Source organism: Candidatus Pantoea symbiotica, from assembly GCF_056491525.1.
Genome location: NZ_JBSZHR010000002.1, coordinates 2,466,463 through 2,483,367, shown reverse-complemented (window position 1 = coordinate 2,483,367; position 16,905 = coordinate 2,466,463). Strand labels below are relative to the sequence as shown.

General features: G+C 40.6%; 14 protein-coding genes. 11 read left to right on the top strand and 3 right to left on the bottom strand.

The features are described 5' to 3' along the window. Positions 1–144 precede the first annotated feature (144 nt). From galF to ACXIZX_RS12120, 11 genes are all read left to right on the top strand, one after another. On the top strand, positions 145–1,038 hold the full coding sequence (gene galF, locus ACXIZX_RS12170; protein ID WP_008104857.1) for a UTP--glucose-1-phosphate uridylyltransferase GalF: 894 nt from the start codon (positions 145–147) through the stop codon (positions 1,036–1,038). 48 nt (positions 1,039–1,086) lie between these two features. Next, positions 1,087–2,100, top strand: coding sequence for a UDP-glucose 4-epimerase GalE (gene galE / locus ACXIZX_RS12165; RefSeq protein WP_137386113.1), 1,014 nt, complete (start codon positions 1,087–1,089; stop codon positions 2,098–2,100). A 309-nt stretch (positions 2,101–2,409) separates the two neighbouring features. Beyond that, positions 2,410–3,177: an ABC transporter permease gene (locus tag ACXIZX_RS12160; RefSeq protein WP_064739220.1), complete on the top strand. Its 768-nt coding sequence runs from the start codon at positions 2,410–2,412 to the stop codon at positions 3,175–3,177. Then, positions 3,177–3,914, top strand: a complete 738-nt coding sequence (locus ACXIZX_RS12155) for an ABC transporter ATP-binding protein (protein ID WP_309834013.1) — start codon at positions 3,177–3,179, stop codon at positions 3,912–3,914. Before ACXIZX_RS12160 ends, ACXIZX_RS12155 begins: the two co-directional genes overlap by 1 nt. An 11-nt stretch (positions 3,915–3,925) precedes the next feature. Next, positions 3,926–5,830: a DUF4422 domain-containing protein gene (locus tag ACXIZX_RS12150; RefSeq protein WP_479404252.1), complete on the top strand. Its 1,905-nt coding sequence runs from the start codon at positions 3,926–3,928 to the stop codon at positions 5,828–5,830. 5 nt (positions 5,831–5,835) lie between these two features. Further along, positions 5,836–6,987, top strand: a complete 1,152-nt coding sequence (gene glf / locus ACXIZX_RS12145) for a UDP-galactopyranose mutase (RefSeq protein ID WP_479404251.1) — start codon at positions 5,836–5,838, stop codon at positions 6,985–6,987. Further along, positions 6,984–7,883: a glycosyltransferase gene (locus tag ACXIZX_RS12140; RefSeq protein WP_479404250.1), complete on the top strand. Its 900-nt coding sequence runs from the start codon at positions 6,984–6,986 to the stop codon at positions 7,881–7,883. The genes glf and ACXIZX_RS12140 overlap by 4 nt, the downstream gene beginning before the upstream one ends. Beyond that, complete coding sequence (locus tag ACXIZX_RS12135) at positions 7,884–9,011, top strand: glycosyltransferase family 4 protein (protein ID WP_479404249.1); 1,128 nt, start codon at positions 7,884–7,886, stop codon at positions 9,009–9,011. 13 nt (positions 9,012–9,024) lie between these two features. After that, positions 9,025–10,251 (top strand): capsular polysaccharide export protein, LipB/KpsS family, encoded by a 1,227-nt coding sequence (locus tag ACXIZX_RS12130; RefSeq protein WP_479404248.1) that lies wholly within the window; start codon positions 9,025–9,027, stop codon positions 10,249–10,251. 160 nt (positions 10,252–10,411) lie between these two features. Beyond that, the gene (gene gndA, locus ACXIZX_RS12125) at positions 10,412–11,821 is read left to right on the top strand and encodes an NADP-dependent phosphogluconate dehydrogenase (RefSeq protein WP_479404247.1); all 1,410 of its coding nucleotides are present in this window, start codon (positions 10,412–10,414) and stop codon (positions 11,819–11,821) included. Between the two features lie 89 nt (positions 11,822–11,910). After that, positions 11,911–12,981, top strand: coding sequence for a glycosyltransferase family 9 protein (locus ACXIZX_RS12120; protein ID WP_479404246.1), 1,071 nt, complete (start codon positions 11,911–11,913; stop codon positions 12,979–12,981). A gap of 1,269 nt (positions 12,982–14,250) precedes the next feature. Here ACXIZX_RS12120 and ACXIZX_RS12115 read toward each other — a convergent pair. The 3 genes from ACXIZX_RS12115 to ACXIZX_RS12105 form a co-directional block, all read right to left on the bottom strand. Continuing rightward, positions 14,251–15,366, bottom strand: coding sequence for a succinylglutamate desuccinylase/aspartoacylase family protein (locus ACXIZX_RS12115; protein WP_479404245.1), 1,116 nt, complete (start codon positions 15,364–15,366; stop codon positions 14,251–14,253). 111 nt (positions 15,367–15,477) lie between these two features. Next, on the bottom strand, positions 15,478–16,275 hold the full coding sequence (locus ACXIZX_RS12110) for an ABC transporter substrate-binding protein (protein WP_479404244.1): 798 nt from the start codon (positions 16,273–16,275) through the stop codon (positions 15,478–15,480). Between the two features lie 66 nt (positions 16,276–16,341). After that, complete coding sequence (locus tag ACXIZX_RS12105) at positions 16,342–16,818, bottom strand: YbaK/prolyl-tRNA synthetase associated domain-containing protein (RefSeq protein ID WP_479404243.1); 477 nt, start codon at positions 16,816–16,818, stop codon at positions 16,342–16,344. Positions 16,819–16,905: the final 87 nt, after the last annotated feature.

The following is a 16,905-nucleotide window of genomic DNA, read 5'->3' as shown; positions in this document are numbered from 1 at the left end:
CTGGCATTTTTGCAGGTCAAATTAGCGATTTTTGATGGCGTGACAGAGAGTTAGTGCCGGTTTTTCAGATAAAGATTATACTTGCTCGACCGGCCGATCCTGCATAATCGACCCCACGTATTCACTTCATGAAATGGAATAAATATGACCAAGCTTAAAGCAGTAATCCCAGTTGCGGGTCTCGGTATGCATATGCTTCCTGCGACCAAAGCCATTCCGAAAGAGATGCTGCCAATCGTCGACAAACCAATGATTCAATACATTGTTGACGAATGCGTCGCGGCTGGCATCAAGGAGATTGTGCTGGTCACCCATGCTTCCAAAAATGCAGTGGAAAACCACTTCGATACCACTTACGAGCTGGAAGCGCTGCTCGAAGCGCGCGTTAAACGTCAGCTTCTGAGCGAAGTGCAGTCAATCTGTCCGCCGGGCGTGACCATCATGAACGTGCGTCAGGCCAACCCGTTGGGTCTGGGCCACTCCGTGCTGTGCGCGCGTCCAATGATTGGCGACAACCCATTTGTGGTGGTGCTGCCAGACGTGCTGCTGGATGACTCTACCGCTGACCACCTGCGTTATAACCTCGCCTCAATGGTTGCTCGCTTTGAAGATACTGGCCACAGCCAGGTGCTGGCGAAACATATGCCGGGTGAAGACCTCACCGAGTACGGCGTGCTGACCACCGAAGAGCCGATTGATAACCCAGGCGATATCAGCACCATCACCAGCTTTATCGAGAAGCCAGAAGCGGGATCGACCGATTCTGACCTGACGGCTGTTGGCCGATACGTGCTTTCTGCGGATATCTGGGAAGAGCTGGAGCGCACCGAGCCAGGCGCATGGGGCCGTATTCAGCTGACCGATGCTATTGCATCCCTGAGCAAGAAGAAGCCGGTTGATGTGCAACTGCTGACCGGAACCAGCTATGATTGCGGTCGTAAACTTGGTTACATGCAGGCATTCGTTTCCTACGGCTTGCGTAACAACGATCAGGGCCGCGATTTCCGCGAATCCATTCAGAAAATCCTGGCGAAATAAGCTTCCTCATTCTCTACCGCGCCATTAGCGCGGTTTAAAGGAGTACACATGGCTATTTTGGTAACGGGCGGAGCGGGTTACATCGGCTCCCATACGGTGCTGGCGCTGTTAGAGCGTGGCGACGACGTTGTGGTCCTGGATAACCTTTGCAATGCTTCCCGCGAAGCCATCAACCGCGTGGAAAAACTCTCAGGTAAAAAAGCGGTGTTCGTTGAAGGCGACATCCGCGATCGCGCCTGCCTGCGTGACCTGTTTGCCACTAACGATATCAGCGCCGTGATTCACTTCGCCGCACTGAAAGCCGTTGGCGAATCCACGCGCATGCCGCTGGAATACTACGAAAACAACGTGGCGGGCACCGTGGTGCTGCTGGAAGAGATGCGCGCAGCTGGCGTGTGGAACTTCATCTTCAGCTCATCTGCGACCGTTTACGGCGCGGATGCACCGGTTCCTTACGTGGAAACCACGCCAATCGGCGGCACGACCAGCCCGTACGGCACCTCAAAGCTGATGATCGAATTCGTGATGCGCGACTTCGCTAAAGCAGATCCGAACTTCAAAGCCATCGCGCTGCGCTACTTCAACCCGGTTGGCGCGCATGAATCTGGCGAAATCGGTGAAGACCCAACCGGCATTCCTAATAACCTGCTGCCGTACATCGCGCAGGTGGCGATTGGCCGTCTGGAGAAGCTGGGCGTGTTTGGCGACGACTACGATACGCCAGATGGCACCGCACAGCGCGACTACATTCACGTTGTCGACCTGGCAGAAGGGCACCTGAAGGCACTGGATCATTTAGCCAAAGTTGAAGGCTACAAAGCTTACAACTTGGGTGGCGGGGTTGGCTTCTCTGTGCTGGAGATGATCAAGGCGTTTGAGAAAGCGTCAGGCAAGCCGATTCCGTTTGAGTTCAAGCCACGTCGTGACGGCGATCTGCCGGCGTTCTGGGCGGATGCCACGCTGGCGAACAACGAGCTGGACTGGCGTGTAACGCGCGGGATTGATGCCATGATGCGTGATACGTGGAACTGGCAGTCGAAGAATCCGAATGGATTCCGCTAGTTATACTGTTTATAGCTCAAAGCCTGTCTACGGACAGGCTTTTTTGCTTTATAAATCATGGGGTTTTACAGGCTTTTAAGTAGTTATCGGAAATGATAACATTCTGCGCTTATCAAAAAGTGCGGATGGCCATTATAAAATTTAAGTTATGTGTTTAGCTTGTTATCGGAAATAGCGGCACGAACTTTCGAAACATGGATTGATTAGTAGTGTACTGGTAGCTATAGAGCCAGGGGCGGTAGCGTCTGCAGAACTAATCATCGAACATTAAATAATCATTAGCGTAAGCTTAAAATTAGAGCGTAAAGTATGAAGTTTAGTTTGGGATATCTCATTGATTTAATAACAGTAATCACTGAGAAGGAACTTAAAGTTCGCTATAAAAGTAGTTTTCTAGGTTATTTATGGTCAATAGCTAATCCACTTCTCTTTGCCATGATTTACTATTTTATCTTCAAGTTAATCATGCGAGTCCAAATCCCTAATTACACAATCTTTATTATCACGGGATTATTTCCCTGGCAGTGGTTTGCAAGCACAACCTCTAACTCGCTGTTTTCGTTCATAGCTAACGCACAAATAATAAAGAAAACGGTTTTTCCAAGATCAGTTATTCCTTTCAGTAATGTCATGATGGAGTGCTTGCATTTCCTTTGCACCATTCCAGTTATCATTGTGTTCCTTTTAATATATGACATGACGCCTCATTGGAATTGGATCTATGGCATCCCATTGATTGGCATCGCACAATTGATTTTCTCCTATGGTATTGCTCTTTTCCTTTCAACGTTGAATCTCTTCTTCCGTGATTTAGAAAGGTTTATTACATTGGGTATTATGCTGCTGTTCTATTGCACGCCAATACTTTATGCCAGTGATATGATACCTGAAAAATATCAATGGTTAATAACCTATAATCCTCTCGCAGATATGGTTTTGAGCTGGAGAGAATTATTCATGAATGGTCATGTTGATTATGAAAAAATTCTTTCACTTTATGGTATGGGAATCGTGACGCTTACCATTGGTGCATGGGTTTTCAACAAATTAAAATACCGTTTCGCAGAGATTTTATAATGGAAGTCGCAATTGAATTTAAAGCGGTAACTAAAAGTTATCCCTTATATCATCATATTGGCTCAGGAATTAAAGAGCTGATTTTTAACCCGAAAAGAGCATTAACCCTTTTATCAGGTAGAAGCTATCTGGCTATTGAGGATATCAACTTCACAGTTAATAAAGGGGAATCTGTTGCTTTGATAGGCAGAAATGGTGCTGGTAAAAGCACTTCTTTAGGTTTAGTTGCTGGTGTAATTAAGCCTACGGCAGGAAGTGTGACCACCAAAGGCCGAGTAGCTTCGATGCTAGAATTGGGAGGCGGCTTTCATCCTGAACTCACTGGTAGAGAAAATATTAGATTAAATGCCACTCTACTCGGCTTGAGACGTAAGCAATTAAATGAACGAATTGATAAGATCATTGAATTTTCTGAGCTTGGTGAATTCATTGATGAACCGATTCGTGTTTATTCAAGTGGCATGTTAGCAAAACTGGGTTTCTCGGTTATTACTCAAGTCGATCCGGATATTTTGATTATTGATGAGGTTTTAGCTGTAGGTGATTATGCGTTTCAAAAAAAGTGCATTGAGACCATTAATAAATTTAAAGAGAAAGGCGTAACGATACTTTTTGTTAGCCATAATTTAACCGATATTGAAAAGATTTGTGACAGAGTTATATGGATTGAGAACCACCGATTAAAGGCGAGTGGCAATGCGGCTGTAATTTTAGAACAATATCGATCTTCAATGTAAGGAAACAATGAATGAATATTAGCAATGAAAAAGTAAAAATATATACCAGCCACCATAAGCCTAGCGCCTTTTTATCATCAAATGTAATAAAACCAATACATGTAGGAAAAGCCAATAGCTATAATGATATTTGCTGTATAGGTGATAATACTGGAGAAAATATTTCTTTTAAGAATCCATTTTATTGCGAACTTACAGCTCAATATTGGGTGTGGAAGAATGATCTCTCATCAGATTATGTCGGCTTTATGCATTATAGAAGGCATTTAAATTTTTCATCAGATCAAAGCTATGATGAAGATATTTGGGGCGTAATTAATGAAGACGTTATATCTCCTGAATATGAAAAAAAGTTTGGGTTAGATGAAAGCAGCATCATTAGTGCAATTGCCGATTATGATATCTTGTTGCCTAAAAAATGGAGTGTAAAGCAGGCGGGGAGCAAGAATAATTATGAACATTATAAAGTATCTCAGCATTTACATATTGAAGATTACCAGTCAGCAATAGACAGCTTATTGTATCTATATCCTGAATATGCTGCAGCAGTAAAAGAATTTAATACTGCGCACGATGGATATTATACGAATATGTTTGTTATGAAATCTGAATTATTTTCAGATTATTCAGAATGGTTATTTTCAATACTTGAAGATCTTGAAAATAATTTCGCGCTCCGTAATTATGATGCACAAGAAAAAAGAGTTGTAGGCCATATCTCAGAAAGGCTGTTCAATATTTATCTGATTCATAAAGAAAAAACTAGCGGGTTAAATAAAAAAGAAATTCAAAGAACTTTTGTTAAAAATGAAACATTTAACGGGAAGTTAAAACAGAATTTTGAATCAAAAAATATACCTATTGTCATTTGTTTTGATGATAATTACTCATTGAGTGGTGGAGCATTAATAAACTCCATAGTTAAAAATAGCACTGAAAAAGATAACTACGATATTGTTGTATTAGAAAATGGTGTTTCGGCAAGAAATAAGTCGCGTTTAATTTCGCTAATAAAAAACAAAAATAACTTTTCAATGCGCTTTTTTGATGTTAACGCATTCAGTGAAATGAAAAGTGTTTATACGCGCGCGCATTTTAGCGCTGCGACTTATGCCAGATTATTTATTCCTTCTTTATTTTCAAATTTCGAAAAAGTCTTGTTTATCGATGCTGATACTATAGTTGAAAGTGATGTAGCAGAATTAGTTCATATTGATATGAAGAATAACCTTGTGGCAGCTGTGAAAGATATTGTCATGGAAGGTTTTGTAAAGTTTGGCGCTATTGCTCATTCTGAGGAAGGCAAAAACGAAACAGCAAAAGAATACTTAAATAATGTTCTGGAAATGAAGGATACAGAGCGTTATTTTCAGGCTGGCTTAATTCTGTTCAATGTTGCGCAGATGAATGCTGAGAATACATACACTCAGCTAATGGCTACTATGAAATCCAGATCGTTTTGGTTTTTAGACCAAGACATTATGAACAAGGTTTTTTACGACCGGGTGCATTATCTGCCATTTGAGTGGAATGTATATCATGGTAATGGGAATACAGATGATTTCTTCCCAAATCTAAAATTTGCCTCATACATGCAGTTTTTGGCTTCCAGAAGAAAACCAAAAATGATTCATTTTGCAGGTGAAAACAAGCCCTGGGATGCTCCTCACGTTGATTTCTTTGATAACTTCATGTCATATATTGATGGAACACCCTGGCAACAAGAAGTTATTAACCGCTTATACGGCAAGGTTAATGTAATTGCGAATAATACAGGTAGTAACCAAATATTATTCCAGACAAAAGTAAAACGCAAATTGATGCCATATTTAAATCGCTATGCTCCAGTTGGTAGTAAGCGTCGGCAGCAAATCGCAAAAACGTATTATAAAATTCGTCGGATGATTTTAGGTTAATTTCAATGAGAAAAAATATTTTAATTGTAGGTGCTGGTTTTTCGGGTGCAGTGATTGGGCGTGAACTGGCTGAGGACGGGCACAATGTAAGAATCATTGATTCTCGTGCCCATATCGCTGGAAATTGCTATAGCGAGCGAGACGAAAGAACTAATGTAATGATTCATACATATGGGCCTCATATATTTCATACCGATAATGAAGAAGTCTGGAATTATATCAGTTCACATTGCGAGATGATGCCATACGTAAATAGAGTTAAAGCAACTGTAAATGGACAGGTTTTCTCTTTACCGATCAACTTACACACGATCAATCAGTTTTTTAAAACTACATGTAATCCTGAAGAAGCTAAAAAGCTAATTGAATCAAAGGGTGATGCTACAATCCTTGATCCTAAAACATTCGAAGATCAAGCGTTAAGATTTGTTGGTAAAGAATTATATGAGTCATTCTTTAAGGGCTATACCATTAAACAATGGGGGATGGAGCCAAAAGAGTTGCCAGCTTCTATCTTAAAAAGGCTCCCGATACGTTTTAATTATGATGATAACTATTTCAATCATAAGTATCAAGGCATGCCAAAAGAGGGTTATACCCCAATTGTTGAATCGATTCTAAATCACGAAAATATTACTGTTGAATTGAACACTGATTATAACCCTCAAGAAAAAGAAAATTATGACCATGTATTTTATAGTGGTCAGTTGGATGGATACTTCGGTTATAGTTTAGGGCGCTTAGGATACAGAACTCTAGACTTTGATAAATTCACTGCCGAAGGTGATTATCAAGGTTGTGCCGTAATGAATTACTGTGAGGTTGATGTACCCTATACCAGGATCACCGAACATAAATATTTTGCCCCATGGGAAAAGCATGATTCAACTGTATGTTATAAAGAATTTAGTCGCTCTTGTACTGAGAAAGACATTCCTTATTATCCAATTAGACAAATGGGTGAGATGACGTTATTAGGTAAATATTTGGACAGCGCAGAAAAAGAACAAAATATCACTTTTATTGGCCGTCTTGGTACTTATCGTTATCTTGATATGGATGTAACGATTGCTGAAGCATTGGATGTTGTACGTGCATATCGTCTTTCAGTGCAAGAAAATACCGTAATGCCTAATTTCGTGGTTAATCCAAGATGAAAATCTCGGCTTTAGTCGTAACTTTTAACCGACTAGACAAATTAAAAAAATGCTGGGCTGCTGTAAAGCAGCTCTCTTTTCATCAAGTCGTAATCGTTGATAATGCATCTACAGATGGAACATTTGAGTGGTTATCAACAATAAATGATCCTCGTTTAGTTATACTACGTAATGAAAATAACGAAGGTGGAGCAGGAGGTTTTTTACTCGGTTCAGAATGGATCTCTAATAATACTCAACCTGACTGGGTTCTTTTTTTTGATGACGATGCCTACCCAGAAAAAAATATCATCGATAATTTTTTAGTCAGCGATAAAGGAAATGCGAAAGTTATAGCTTCAAATGTTTATGATCTTAATGGTTCAAGATGCAAAATGAATATTCCTTGGGTGAAGATACCAAACAATATTCATGATATTTACTTGTATAAGAAATCCCCTTTTTTATATGCGGCTGAAGAAGAAGGTTGTTCTGAAATCATTACCTTTTCATTTGTAGGAGTTTTCATTGATTTTGAAACTTTGAAAAATTCTTATTTTGAAATAAAGAAAGAGCTATTTATTTATTTTGATGATGTTTATTACTCGTGGTCATTAAAAAAAATGGGTTGTAAGATGATTTATAATCCAGATCTCATTTTTCATCATGATGTTGTAGAATCGTCTTCAGCAATTCTTCCGTGGAAAATATATTACCTCGCGCGAAATTTAATATTGTCAAGGAAGATATTTCCATCTGAACCTCCATTTAGTCTGTTTTCAATTATTCTAAGATTGTGTAAGTACATTTGTATGGTTAGAAATTCAAATAACAAAATCGATTATTTGAAATCGCTGTTTAGAGGGATGATGGATGGGGTGATATATAATTTAAAGGGGAAGGTAGATGGTAATTAAATGAAGAAGATTTGTTTCTATATTAATTCAGATTGGTATTTCAACCTTCACTGGCTTGACAGGGCGACTGCTGGGATAAATGAAGGTTATGAAATTCATGTTATTTGCAACTTTGAAAGTAAAGAAATTATTAATAAATTTCGTTCACTGGGTATTATTACGCACAATTCCAAAATGTCAGAGCAGTCATTGAACCCGCTCATTATTATTAAAGACATTTTGAAGTCGATAAAATTAATAAACGCTATCAATCCTGATATTTTACATTGCATAACGATCAAGCCCTGCCTGATTGGCGGTTGCTACGCTAAACTTCGTAAAAAGAATCTCGTTTTAAGTTTTGTCGGATTGGGTCGGGTATTCTCTTCAGACGAAAAAAAATATTTATTTTTAAAAAATATGGTGGCACCTCTTTATCGCTGGATAACAGCAAAAAAAGATGTATTCCTTATTTTTGAGCATGAAAATGATAGAAGTAGAATAATTCAAATGACTGGTGTTCGACAAGATAAAACTATTGTCATTGAAGGTGCTGGCATTGATGTTAAAGATTTTGATTATGTAAAAGAAGAAATTAGGCCAACCCCAATTGTTCTTTTTGCAAGTCGTTTAATTTGGAGTAAAGGTTTAGCAGATTTGGTTGAAGTTAAAAAAAACCTTGAAGCTAAGAATGTTTTTTTTGAACTGAATGTTGCTGGAATTTCGGTAAAAAATGATCCCGATTGCATCCCTAATGATATTATAGAACAATGGTCTGCTGAAAATAAAATAAATTGGCTTGGTAAAAGTAATAATGTTAAAGAACTTATCGAGATGTCTAATATTGTTGCTCTTCCCTCAGTTTATGCTGAAGGCGTACCCAGAATCTTAATCGAAGCTGCTGCGGTCGGGCGTGCATCAATAGCATATAACACGGGAGGTTGTACCAGTATCATCGAAAATAATTTAACAGGCTTTATAGTTCCAAAAAATGATATCGCACAATTATCTGAAAAAATTGAGGAGTTGTTAACTAATTCTCGGTTAAGAGAAGAACTGGGACTGCGTGCGCGGGAAAGAGTAACGAATCTTTTCTCCTCTACTAGCGTTATTGAAAAAACACTGCTCATATATAAAAGCCTGGGCTAATAAAGGAGATTTTATGATACAGAAGATAATAGTTGAAATTCCTATTTCGTGGACTAAGAACCCTATCGATGGTTTTAAACATAAAAATTTTATTAGCAATTTGATTTTCGCATTAACTGACAGGAAAATTCCACTTTATTTTAGGGATGTACCTTTTGGGGCAGATGAGGCACCACGATTACCAGAAAAAGGGACGATGGTATTTTCATACCATTCATGGGGCAGTGAAAAAAATGTTTATAGAATGAAAGAATCCCCAGTAGTTCCTCTTTTCTCAATTGATTCTCATGGTTATTCAGGTTGGGCTGATATAGTTGTTAACCCACATAAATATGAGGATAATATAAAATCTATATCAGACTCTGATGCAGAATCAATAATCTCACATTGGCATGATTTCTTCATTGAAACAAAATCTTCAAAATACCCACAATCGGAAGACATTCTCCCTGATGACATTGAAGATTATGTTTTCTATCCAATGCAGGTTCAAAATGATCCCGTTGCTATTCACAGTAATTATGATGGCATTCAATTATTAATTGATGCTGCTGAGTTGGCAAGAAAAAATGAAACTTTTTTGGTTGTAAAGAGACATCCTTTCTGTGAGTCATTTGCAGTTGAGCAAGCAATTGAAAATTTAATCAAGACAAACCACTGGGTTGTAAAAAGTAACAGTAACATTCATGAACTTATAAAAAAATCTAAGTCAGTTATTACTATTAATTCAGGGGTTGGTATTGAAGCTCTTATTGATGGTGCTTCCGTTTACTGTGCAGGCAAATGCGAATGGCAAATAGCTTGCCACCCATTGAATGGAAAAGATGATCTGCTAAATGCTTTTTCATCGTCTTCATCAGGTATGAATATTAATCAAAAGAAGCATTTGGCTTTTTTACTCAACACATATTGGATTAACCCAGAAAAACCTGAAAACTTTGACTTATTCCTGAATAAAGCATTTGAAGAGTTTGATCCTGAGTATGGAGTATCGGTTCAAACAGTATCTCCAGCGGATGTGCTAATGCCGATAATTCTAGATTTTCAAGGACGCTTAGAATTCGAGCGTAGACGTTCAGTGCAAGCCTTAATAGATGTAAAAGCTGCTATCGATAGTAATTTTGCTCTCAAGAAAGAAAATCAACAAATTTTAAGTCAATTTAGTGATTATGTTGAACGTGTACGTCTTTATGAAAACGAACTCGAGCAACTGAGGAAAAAAGTATCTGTCTCTGATTAAAAATTAAGCTTTAACCAAAAATGATAAGTGAGTTTCTAGTTTCCTTTACGTGCTTAATTTTCTCTTGAATGTTAAGTTACGGGTAACATAAGGTAAGATGTTTGTGACTCGTTGGCCGAAATAGACACTTTCGTCCACTCATTTCAGATAGGAGTATAAAATGTCCAAGCAACAAATCGGTGTTGTAGGTATGGCAGTGATGGGCCGTAACTTGGCTCTTAACATTGAGAGCCGCGGTTACACTGTTTCTATCTTCAACCGTTCGCGCGAAAAGACGGACGAAGTCATCGCCGAGAACCACGGCAAGAAACTCGCACCTTTTTATACTGTTGAAGAGTTTGTTGAATCGCTTGAAAAACCACGTCGTATCCTCCTGATGGTACAGGCGGGTGAAGCGACCGATAAAACTATCGCTTCCCTGACTCCGCACCTGGATAAAGGCGACATCCTGATTGATGGCGGTAACACCTTCTATAAAGATACCATCCGCCGTAACAAAGAACTGTCTGACCAAGGGTTCAATTTCATCGGTACCGGTGTTTCTGGAGGTGAAGAGGGTGCATTGAAAGGCCCATCCATCATGCCTGGCGGCCAGAAAGAAGCGTACGAATTGGTTGCTCCAATCCTTGATAAAATTGCCGCCCGTGCTGAAGATGGCGAAGCTTGTGTTGCTTACATCGGTCCGAACGGTGCTGGTCACTATGTGAAGATGGTTCACAATGGTATCGAATATGGCGACATGCAGCTTATTGCTGAAGCATATGCTTTGCTTAAAGGCGCGCTGGGTCTTAACAACGAAGAGCTCGCTGAAACCTTTACCGAGTGGAACAACGGTGAGCTGAGCAGCTATTTGATCGACATCACCAAAGATATCTTCACTAAGAAAGACGAAGACGGTAAATATCTGGTTGATGTGATTCTGGACGAAGCCGCTAACAAAGGTACCGGTAAATGGACCAGCCAGAGCTCATTAGATCTGGGCGAACCACTGTCATTGATCACCGAATCTGTCTTTGCCCGCTATTTGTCTTCGCTGAAAACTCAGCGTGTTGCAGCTTCCAAAGTACTCAGCGGTCCGCAGGCTAAAGCCTTCACTGGCGATAAAGCTGAATTTGTAGAAAAAGTACGTCGTGCGTTGTATTTGGGCAAAATTGTCTCTTACGCTCAAGGCTTCTCTCAACTGCGTGCTGCTTCCGAAGAAAACAACTGGGATCTGCATTACGGTGAGATTGCTAAGATCTTCCGTGCAGGTTGCATCATCCGTGCTCAGTTCCTGCAGAAAATTACTGATGCTTATGCTAATGATGCAGACATCGCAAACCTGCTGCTGGATCCATACTTCAAGAATATTGCTGACGATTACCAGCAGGCACTGCGTGATGTGGTGTCTTACGCTATTCAAAACGGTATCCCGACGCCAACCTTCTCTGCAGCTATTGCCTACTACGACAGCTACCGCTCAGAAGTTTTGCCAGCGAACCTGATTCAGGCTCAGCGTGACTATTTCGGTGCACATACTTATAAACGTATCGATAAAGATGGCGTATACCATACCGAATGGCTTGCCTAATCTGAGTTATCAATGTGAATAAAAGCCTCATATTGAGGCTTTTTTATTGTAAAAAAACCATCTAGTGTGACTTATCATTAGGTTGAATAATGAAAAAGATTATCAATAAATTCAGTGTGTTTATTCAATTTGGACAGGATAATGGATCGGTTTTTTACAAAATCCTTCCTATGCTAATATTAAGACGTATTTTTTCTAATTGGCGTATAAAAAAAATAAAAAGCGTTGCTTTTCTTATGCCTACAAAAGGAATAGGGGATGGCATTATTTTTTCTGGTTTGCTTAACTACTTTCATAAACGAAATATTAAAGTGATCGTCGTTTGTGCAGAGAGGAATGTTTTTTTCTATAATGCTTTATCTTCTGTAGATGTTGTAATCCCTTTTACGGATGACATTAATAAAAAAAATATTAAAAATATCTGCTCTGATAAAATAGATTATACAATTGATATGTATGGTGATGACCTTCGCACTCCTCAAAGGATAAAGTGTCTATATTTTATAAACGCCAGGAAATCCATTGCTTTCAATGGAAATGGGGTAAGTAGGGCGTGTTTTACTAAAACTATCATATATAAAGAATTAGATAAGCACTTAACTCATAGAGCAGAATATTTATTTGATATTTTGGGGTTGCCAACTGAGAGCATTCCTTACAAAATAGATTTTCCAAAAACAAGTTTAAAATTTGCCGATGAGTTTGTATCTTCACTAAAAGGGAAAGTTATATCATTTGCACCTTTTGCTTCTAACTATAACAGAAGTCTTTCTGTCGAAAAAGCCAGGTCTATAGCGTTAAGGCTTTCTGATTTAAGTGATGTTTCAGTAATAGTTCTAGGTTCTCAATTTCAGTTGAACGAATTAGCAATTGGTAAAAACAACATACATATGCTGCCAGAGGTTAATTTCTATGATGCTTGCGCCCTCATTGATAAATCTGAAATCTTATTGTCAGTTGATACCTCTTTTGTTCACATGGCTAATTTTTTCCAAAAAAAATGCATAGCACTTTATAACATGGAAATGTGGGATGATTTTACTATTAATGTCGTGTTCGGACCGGGGTATGATAAAGCTATTAAGATAGTTTCAAACACATATTTGGTTAGAGATATTGAAGATGAAATAATAGTAAATGCAGTTATAGAAGAATGTTAGCGTTAATCTTGAGAGCAGTAGATATTGCCTCAAAAGAAATTCGCCAACTATTATTTTTAATTTACTTAGCCAATATTCCATCGGTTATTTTTGCTTTTTCGGTAGGTTGGCATTTCAAAATAGGGGTATATTAAGTGGGAGAAAATCGTTAATATTGTAAGGAAAAACGAAGTTTATTCATATAACGATAATGATCTTTAAAATTTTACTTGATCTAATAAAAGCATTAAATGTGTACGGAATAGATAAATTGCGAAACTTATGTTACTTAAATACACATAAGATATGATGGGAGCATATTCTGTTTCAAAAGGAGTTGTAGTTTTTTGTCTATAAAAGATATAGTAAAAATATACAATAGATTTAATTTCAAAAGATGGTGTTTTTTCTATAGTGAATATAAAGCATGCGGTATAAAGGATTGCTGATGTTTGAATTATCAAAACACTTAGATTGAATTTCTTTTTATTATTAGTGTTGAATGTTGAATGTTGAATTTATAATCGAAACACCTAAGGACATTCCTGCAATACACTTTAATAATCCAGATGAAAAAACAACGGGTGAATGTCTGTGGCTGTTTCTAAATTATAATGTCTTTCTTACATTAAACCAGACAAGATTACAGCTATAACAATAAGTGAGATGTTATTGTGAATTTTCAATAACATTGGGAAAATCAAAACTGAAGCATAAAATTCTATAGATGTCGACCAACTTGGATCATTCCAGTTCCATGAAGAAGTGAATCCTAAACCATGAATCAAAATTAAATTATAGAATCCTGTTAAAGTAGACACATTGAAAGGAATACTTTCAAAAAAAATGATTACAGATAAAGACGAAGAGATGAAAATTCAATAAATGTAGAGGGTATAAACGTTCGGATCGGTGAAATAAATATTTGGACGAGTCATTCTTACCGCCAGCTGATTTTATTTTATAAATATAGGTTAAAACAATTCCTGAAAGAATGAAAAAACCGTCAACTGATATAAGAATGAGAAAAGCTGACGTTGTCCCATTTCAAATGACTTCCAAGCCTATGCCCAGCGACTACTGACCAGCAAAGTGAACCTCTGCAGCCGTTCAACTCCAAATCCTTTTTTTATACAACCCTAACTATTCACAAGGAAATGTAAAAAACGAAAAGAATTTTTTATTTCAATTTTGTATCTCAAGCAAGCTTTTTATATTCATAAATAAAAAATTATTATCTTTAGTTCAATAAACACTCATAATTGAAGTATCTGAAGAGTTTTTGGTTAGTTACCCAACTAACAACTCCCCACGTCTCCCAGCATTCTCTCCAGCCAGCCTCACCACCAACATCCCCGCCGTCACAAACTTAGTCAAATTCCTCGCATACAACACGCCACCAAACTCTGCCACCAGCGGCATCACCTGGTCAGTAATCGGGTCAACAACCTCAGCCACCACTTCCCCAGCCTTAATCCTCTCGCCCAAATTACGTCGGTAAAACACCAATCCAGATTGCGCTGCATGAATATACTCACATCCCGCCAGGTCCGTCGCAGGATGAATCAGGGCAGGGGATTCACCCACTTCACCGGCAATATAACCACCTTCAATTAGCGCATTGATAATCGCGTCAGCATCTTTCTCTGCCACTTCAGGCGATACATCCGCCACGCCACGCAATTCCAGCGTCACCGGCAGCAAACCACGCGGCATAGGATATTCATCGCCATAGCGCTCAGCCAACGTTAGCCACGGTTCACAGCAAGCCTCATCAAACGGCTCGCCGCCAGAAATCTGCGCCAGCAATTGCACTTCACTTCCTAACCAACGCGCCAGCGGTTCGATGTCTGGCCACGCGTGCGGCGTAGTGTACAGATGCGGCAGCGCATCCCAGTCGCAATGCAAATCAATCATTAAATCCGCCTGGCTGGCCATGCGCATCAGCGTAAAGCGTTGAGCATCAAGTTCAGTGCGGGCAATACGCTCACGGTAATGACGATCAATCGCTTCCCGAATTAGACGCTTATTTTCGTATTCACTCTGCGTCAGTGAACTTGCAAGCTCTTCAACCAAGGCTTCACCCAATGCAGGGAAGCGGCGGTTGAAATCTTGTCCTGAAAGCGTATGGAAACGCCCGAGATGGCTACCGTGCCAGTGTTGTCCCATCGCTAAAGGATTAGCGACCGGCACCAGCGTGATTTTGGCTTTTAGCTGGCCCGCAGATTCCAGCGCTAACAGCTTCTGTTTCAAATACCACGCTACCGCCATGCCCGGCAGCTCATCGCCGTGCAGCGCAGCCTGAATGTAGACGCGTTGCTGTGAATCCGTGCCGAAGTGGAAGCTGACAATTTCGCGTTGCGTGCCCAGCGAGGCGCTTAATAGAGGATGATGTTGTTGTTGCATAACGCTATCGATGTCCTTTATTCATGGCACGCTTTCAGCGACGCCTGATTTATTTTCTGATGGAATTATAGTGCTGAGTGCGAAAAGGGCGGCAAAAAGCCGCCCTAAAGATTACTGCTGAATGGAAATGTCAGTCGCGAAGTACTGTTTCTGAATCTTATCGAAAGTGCCGTTCTTCTTCAGCTCGGCAAAAGCGTTATCCAGCGCGGTTTTCAGTTCTGTGTCGCCTTTACGCAGGCCTATCGCGGTGCCTGGACCGATAATCGGATCCTGCACAATCGGGCCTGCTAATTCGAAATCTTTGCCCTGCGGATGTTTCAGGAAGCCATTTGCGGCCTGGGCAGCATCGGTAAACACCACATCAAGACGACCAGAAATCAAATCACTCTCAACCTGTGCCTGATCGCCATAAGGTACAACCTGCACGCCATGCGGCTGCCATTTTGCCAGCGCATAACGCTCCTGCACGGTGCCTTGCTCAACGCCCACGGTTTTGCCTTTCAGCGATTCAGCGGTTGGCAGCAGGCCAGAACCTTTACGCGCAATCAGCTGCGTATGGGTGTCGTACAGCGGCACGGTGAAATCAATCTGCTTAAGACGTTCTTCAGTGATACCCATATCAGACAGGATAGCGTCGAACTTACGCGCTTTTAGCGCCGGGATCATGCCATCGAACTGGCTTTCCACCCACACGCATTTGGCCTGCATCTGCTCACACAGCGCATTGCCAAGATCGATATCAAAACCGACCAGTTTGCCCTGTGGCGTTTTGGATTCGAAAGGAGGATAGGTAGGATCAACCGCGAAACGCACCTGATCAATTTTTGCCTGCACGCCAAATGCGCAACCTGCCAGCACAGCCAGCGCCAGCGTCTGACGCAGGCGGGCGGTTAAACGAGAAATTGCCATAATATCGGTCTTCTTTTGATGTGATGTTGAGTCAAGAAGAGTACCGCTCAGGGCCGGGCAAGGCAATTAGAGGATTATTTTCATCACGTTACCATTATGCAGCGCCTGGTAATCCGCAATATTCAGCACCACCGATTGCTCCAGCAATCCGGCATTAAAGGCGATTTCGTCATAACGTTCAAACAGCAGCGGATCGACCACCAGCTGTAAATCAGGATGGAAGCTAAACGGTGGAATAGCCCCGAACACGCATCCGGTCAGTGCATCAACTTCGGCAGGCGAGGCCAGCGAAGCGCGTCGACCGCCAACCGCTGCAGCAACCTTGCTGAGATCCGCTTGTTGATCGGCAGGCAGCACCGCCAGCACATGTTGCTTGATGCCGTTACCTTTTACATGACACACCAGCGCCTTCGCGCCTTGCCCAACTTCAGTTCCGCGAATCGCCGCCACAGCTTCACACTTGCCAGTCGCTTCATGTTCCATCACGCGATAGCGCGCCTGATGCTGGTCGAGCAGGGCGATCAGTTTTTCATGTGTGGTCATGATATTTTCCATGCTGATGAATAGCGTAGGGTGCGCATTTATGCGCACCTGGAACATTGGTCGCCATGAATGGCGACCCTACGGAAA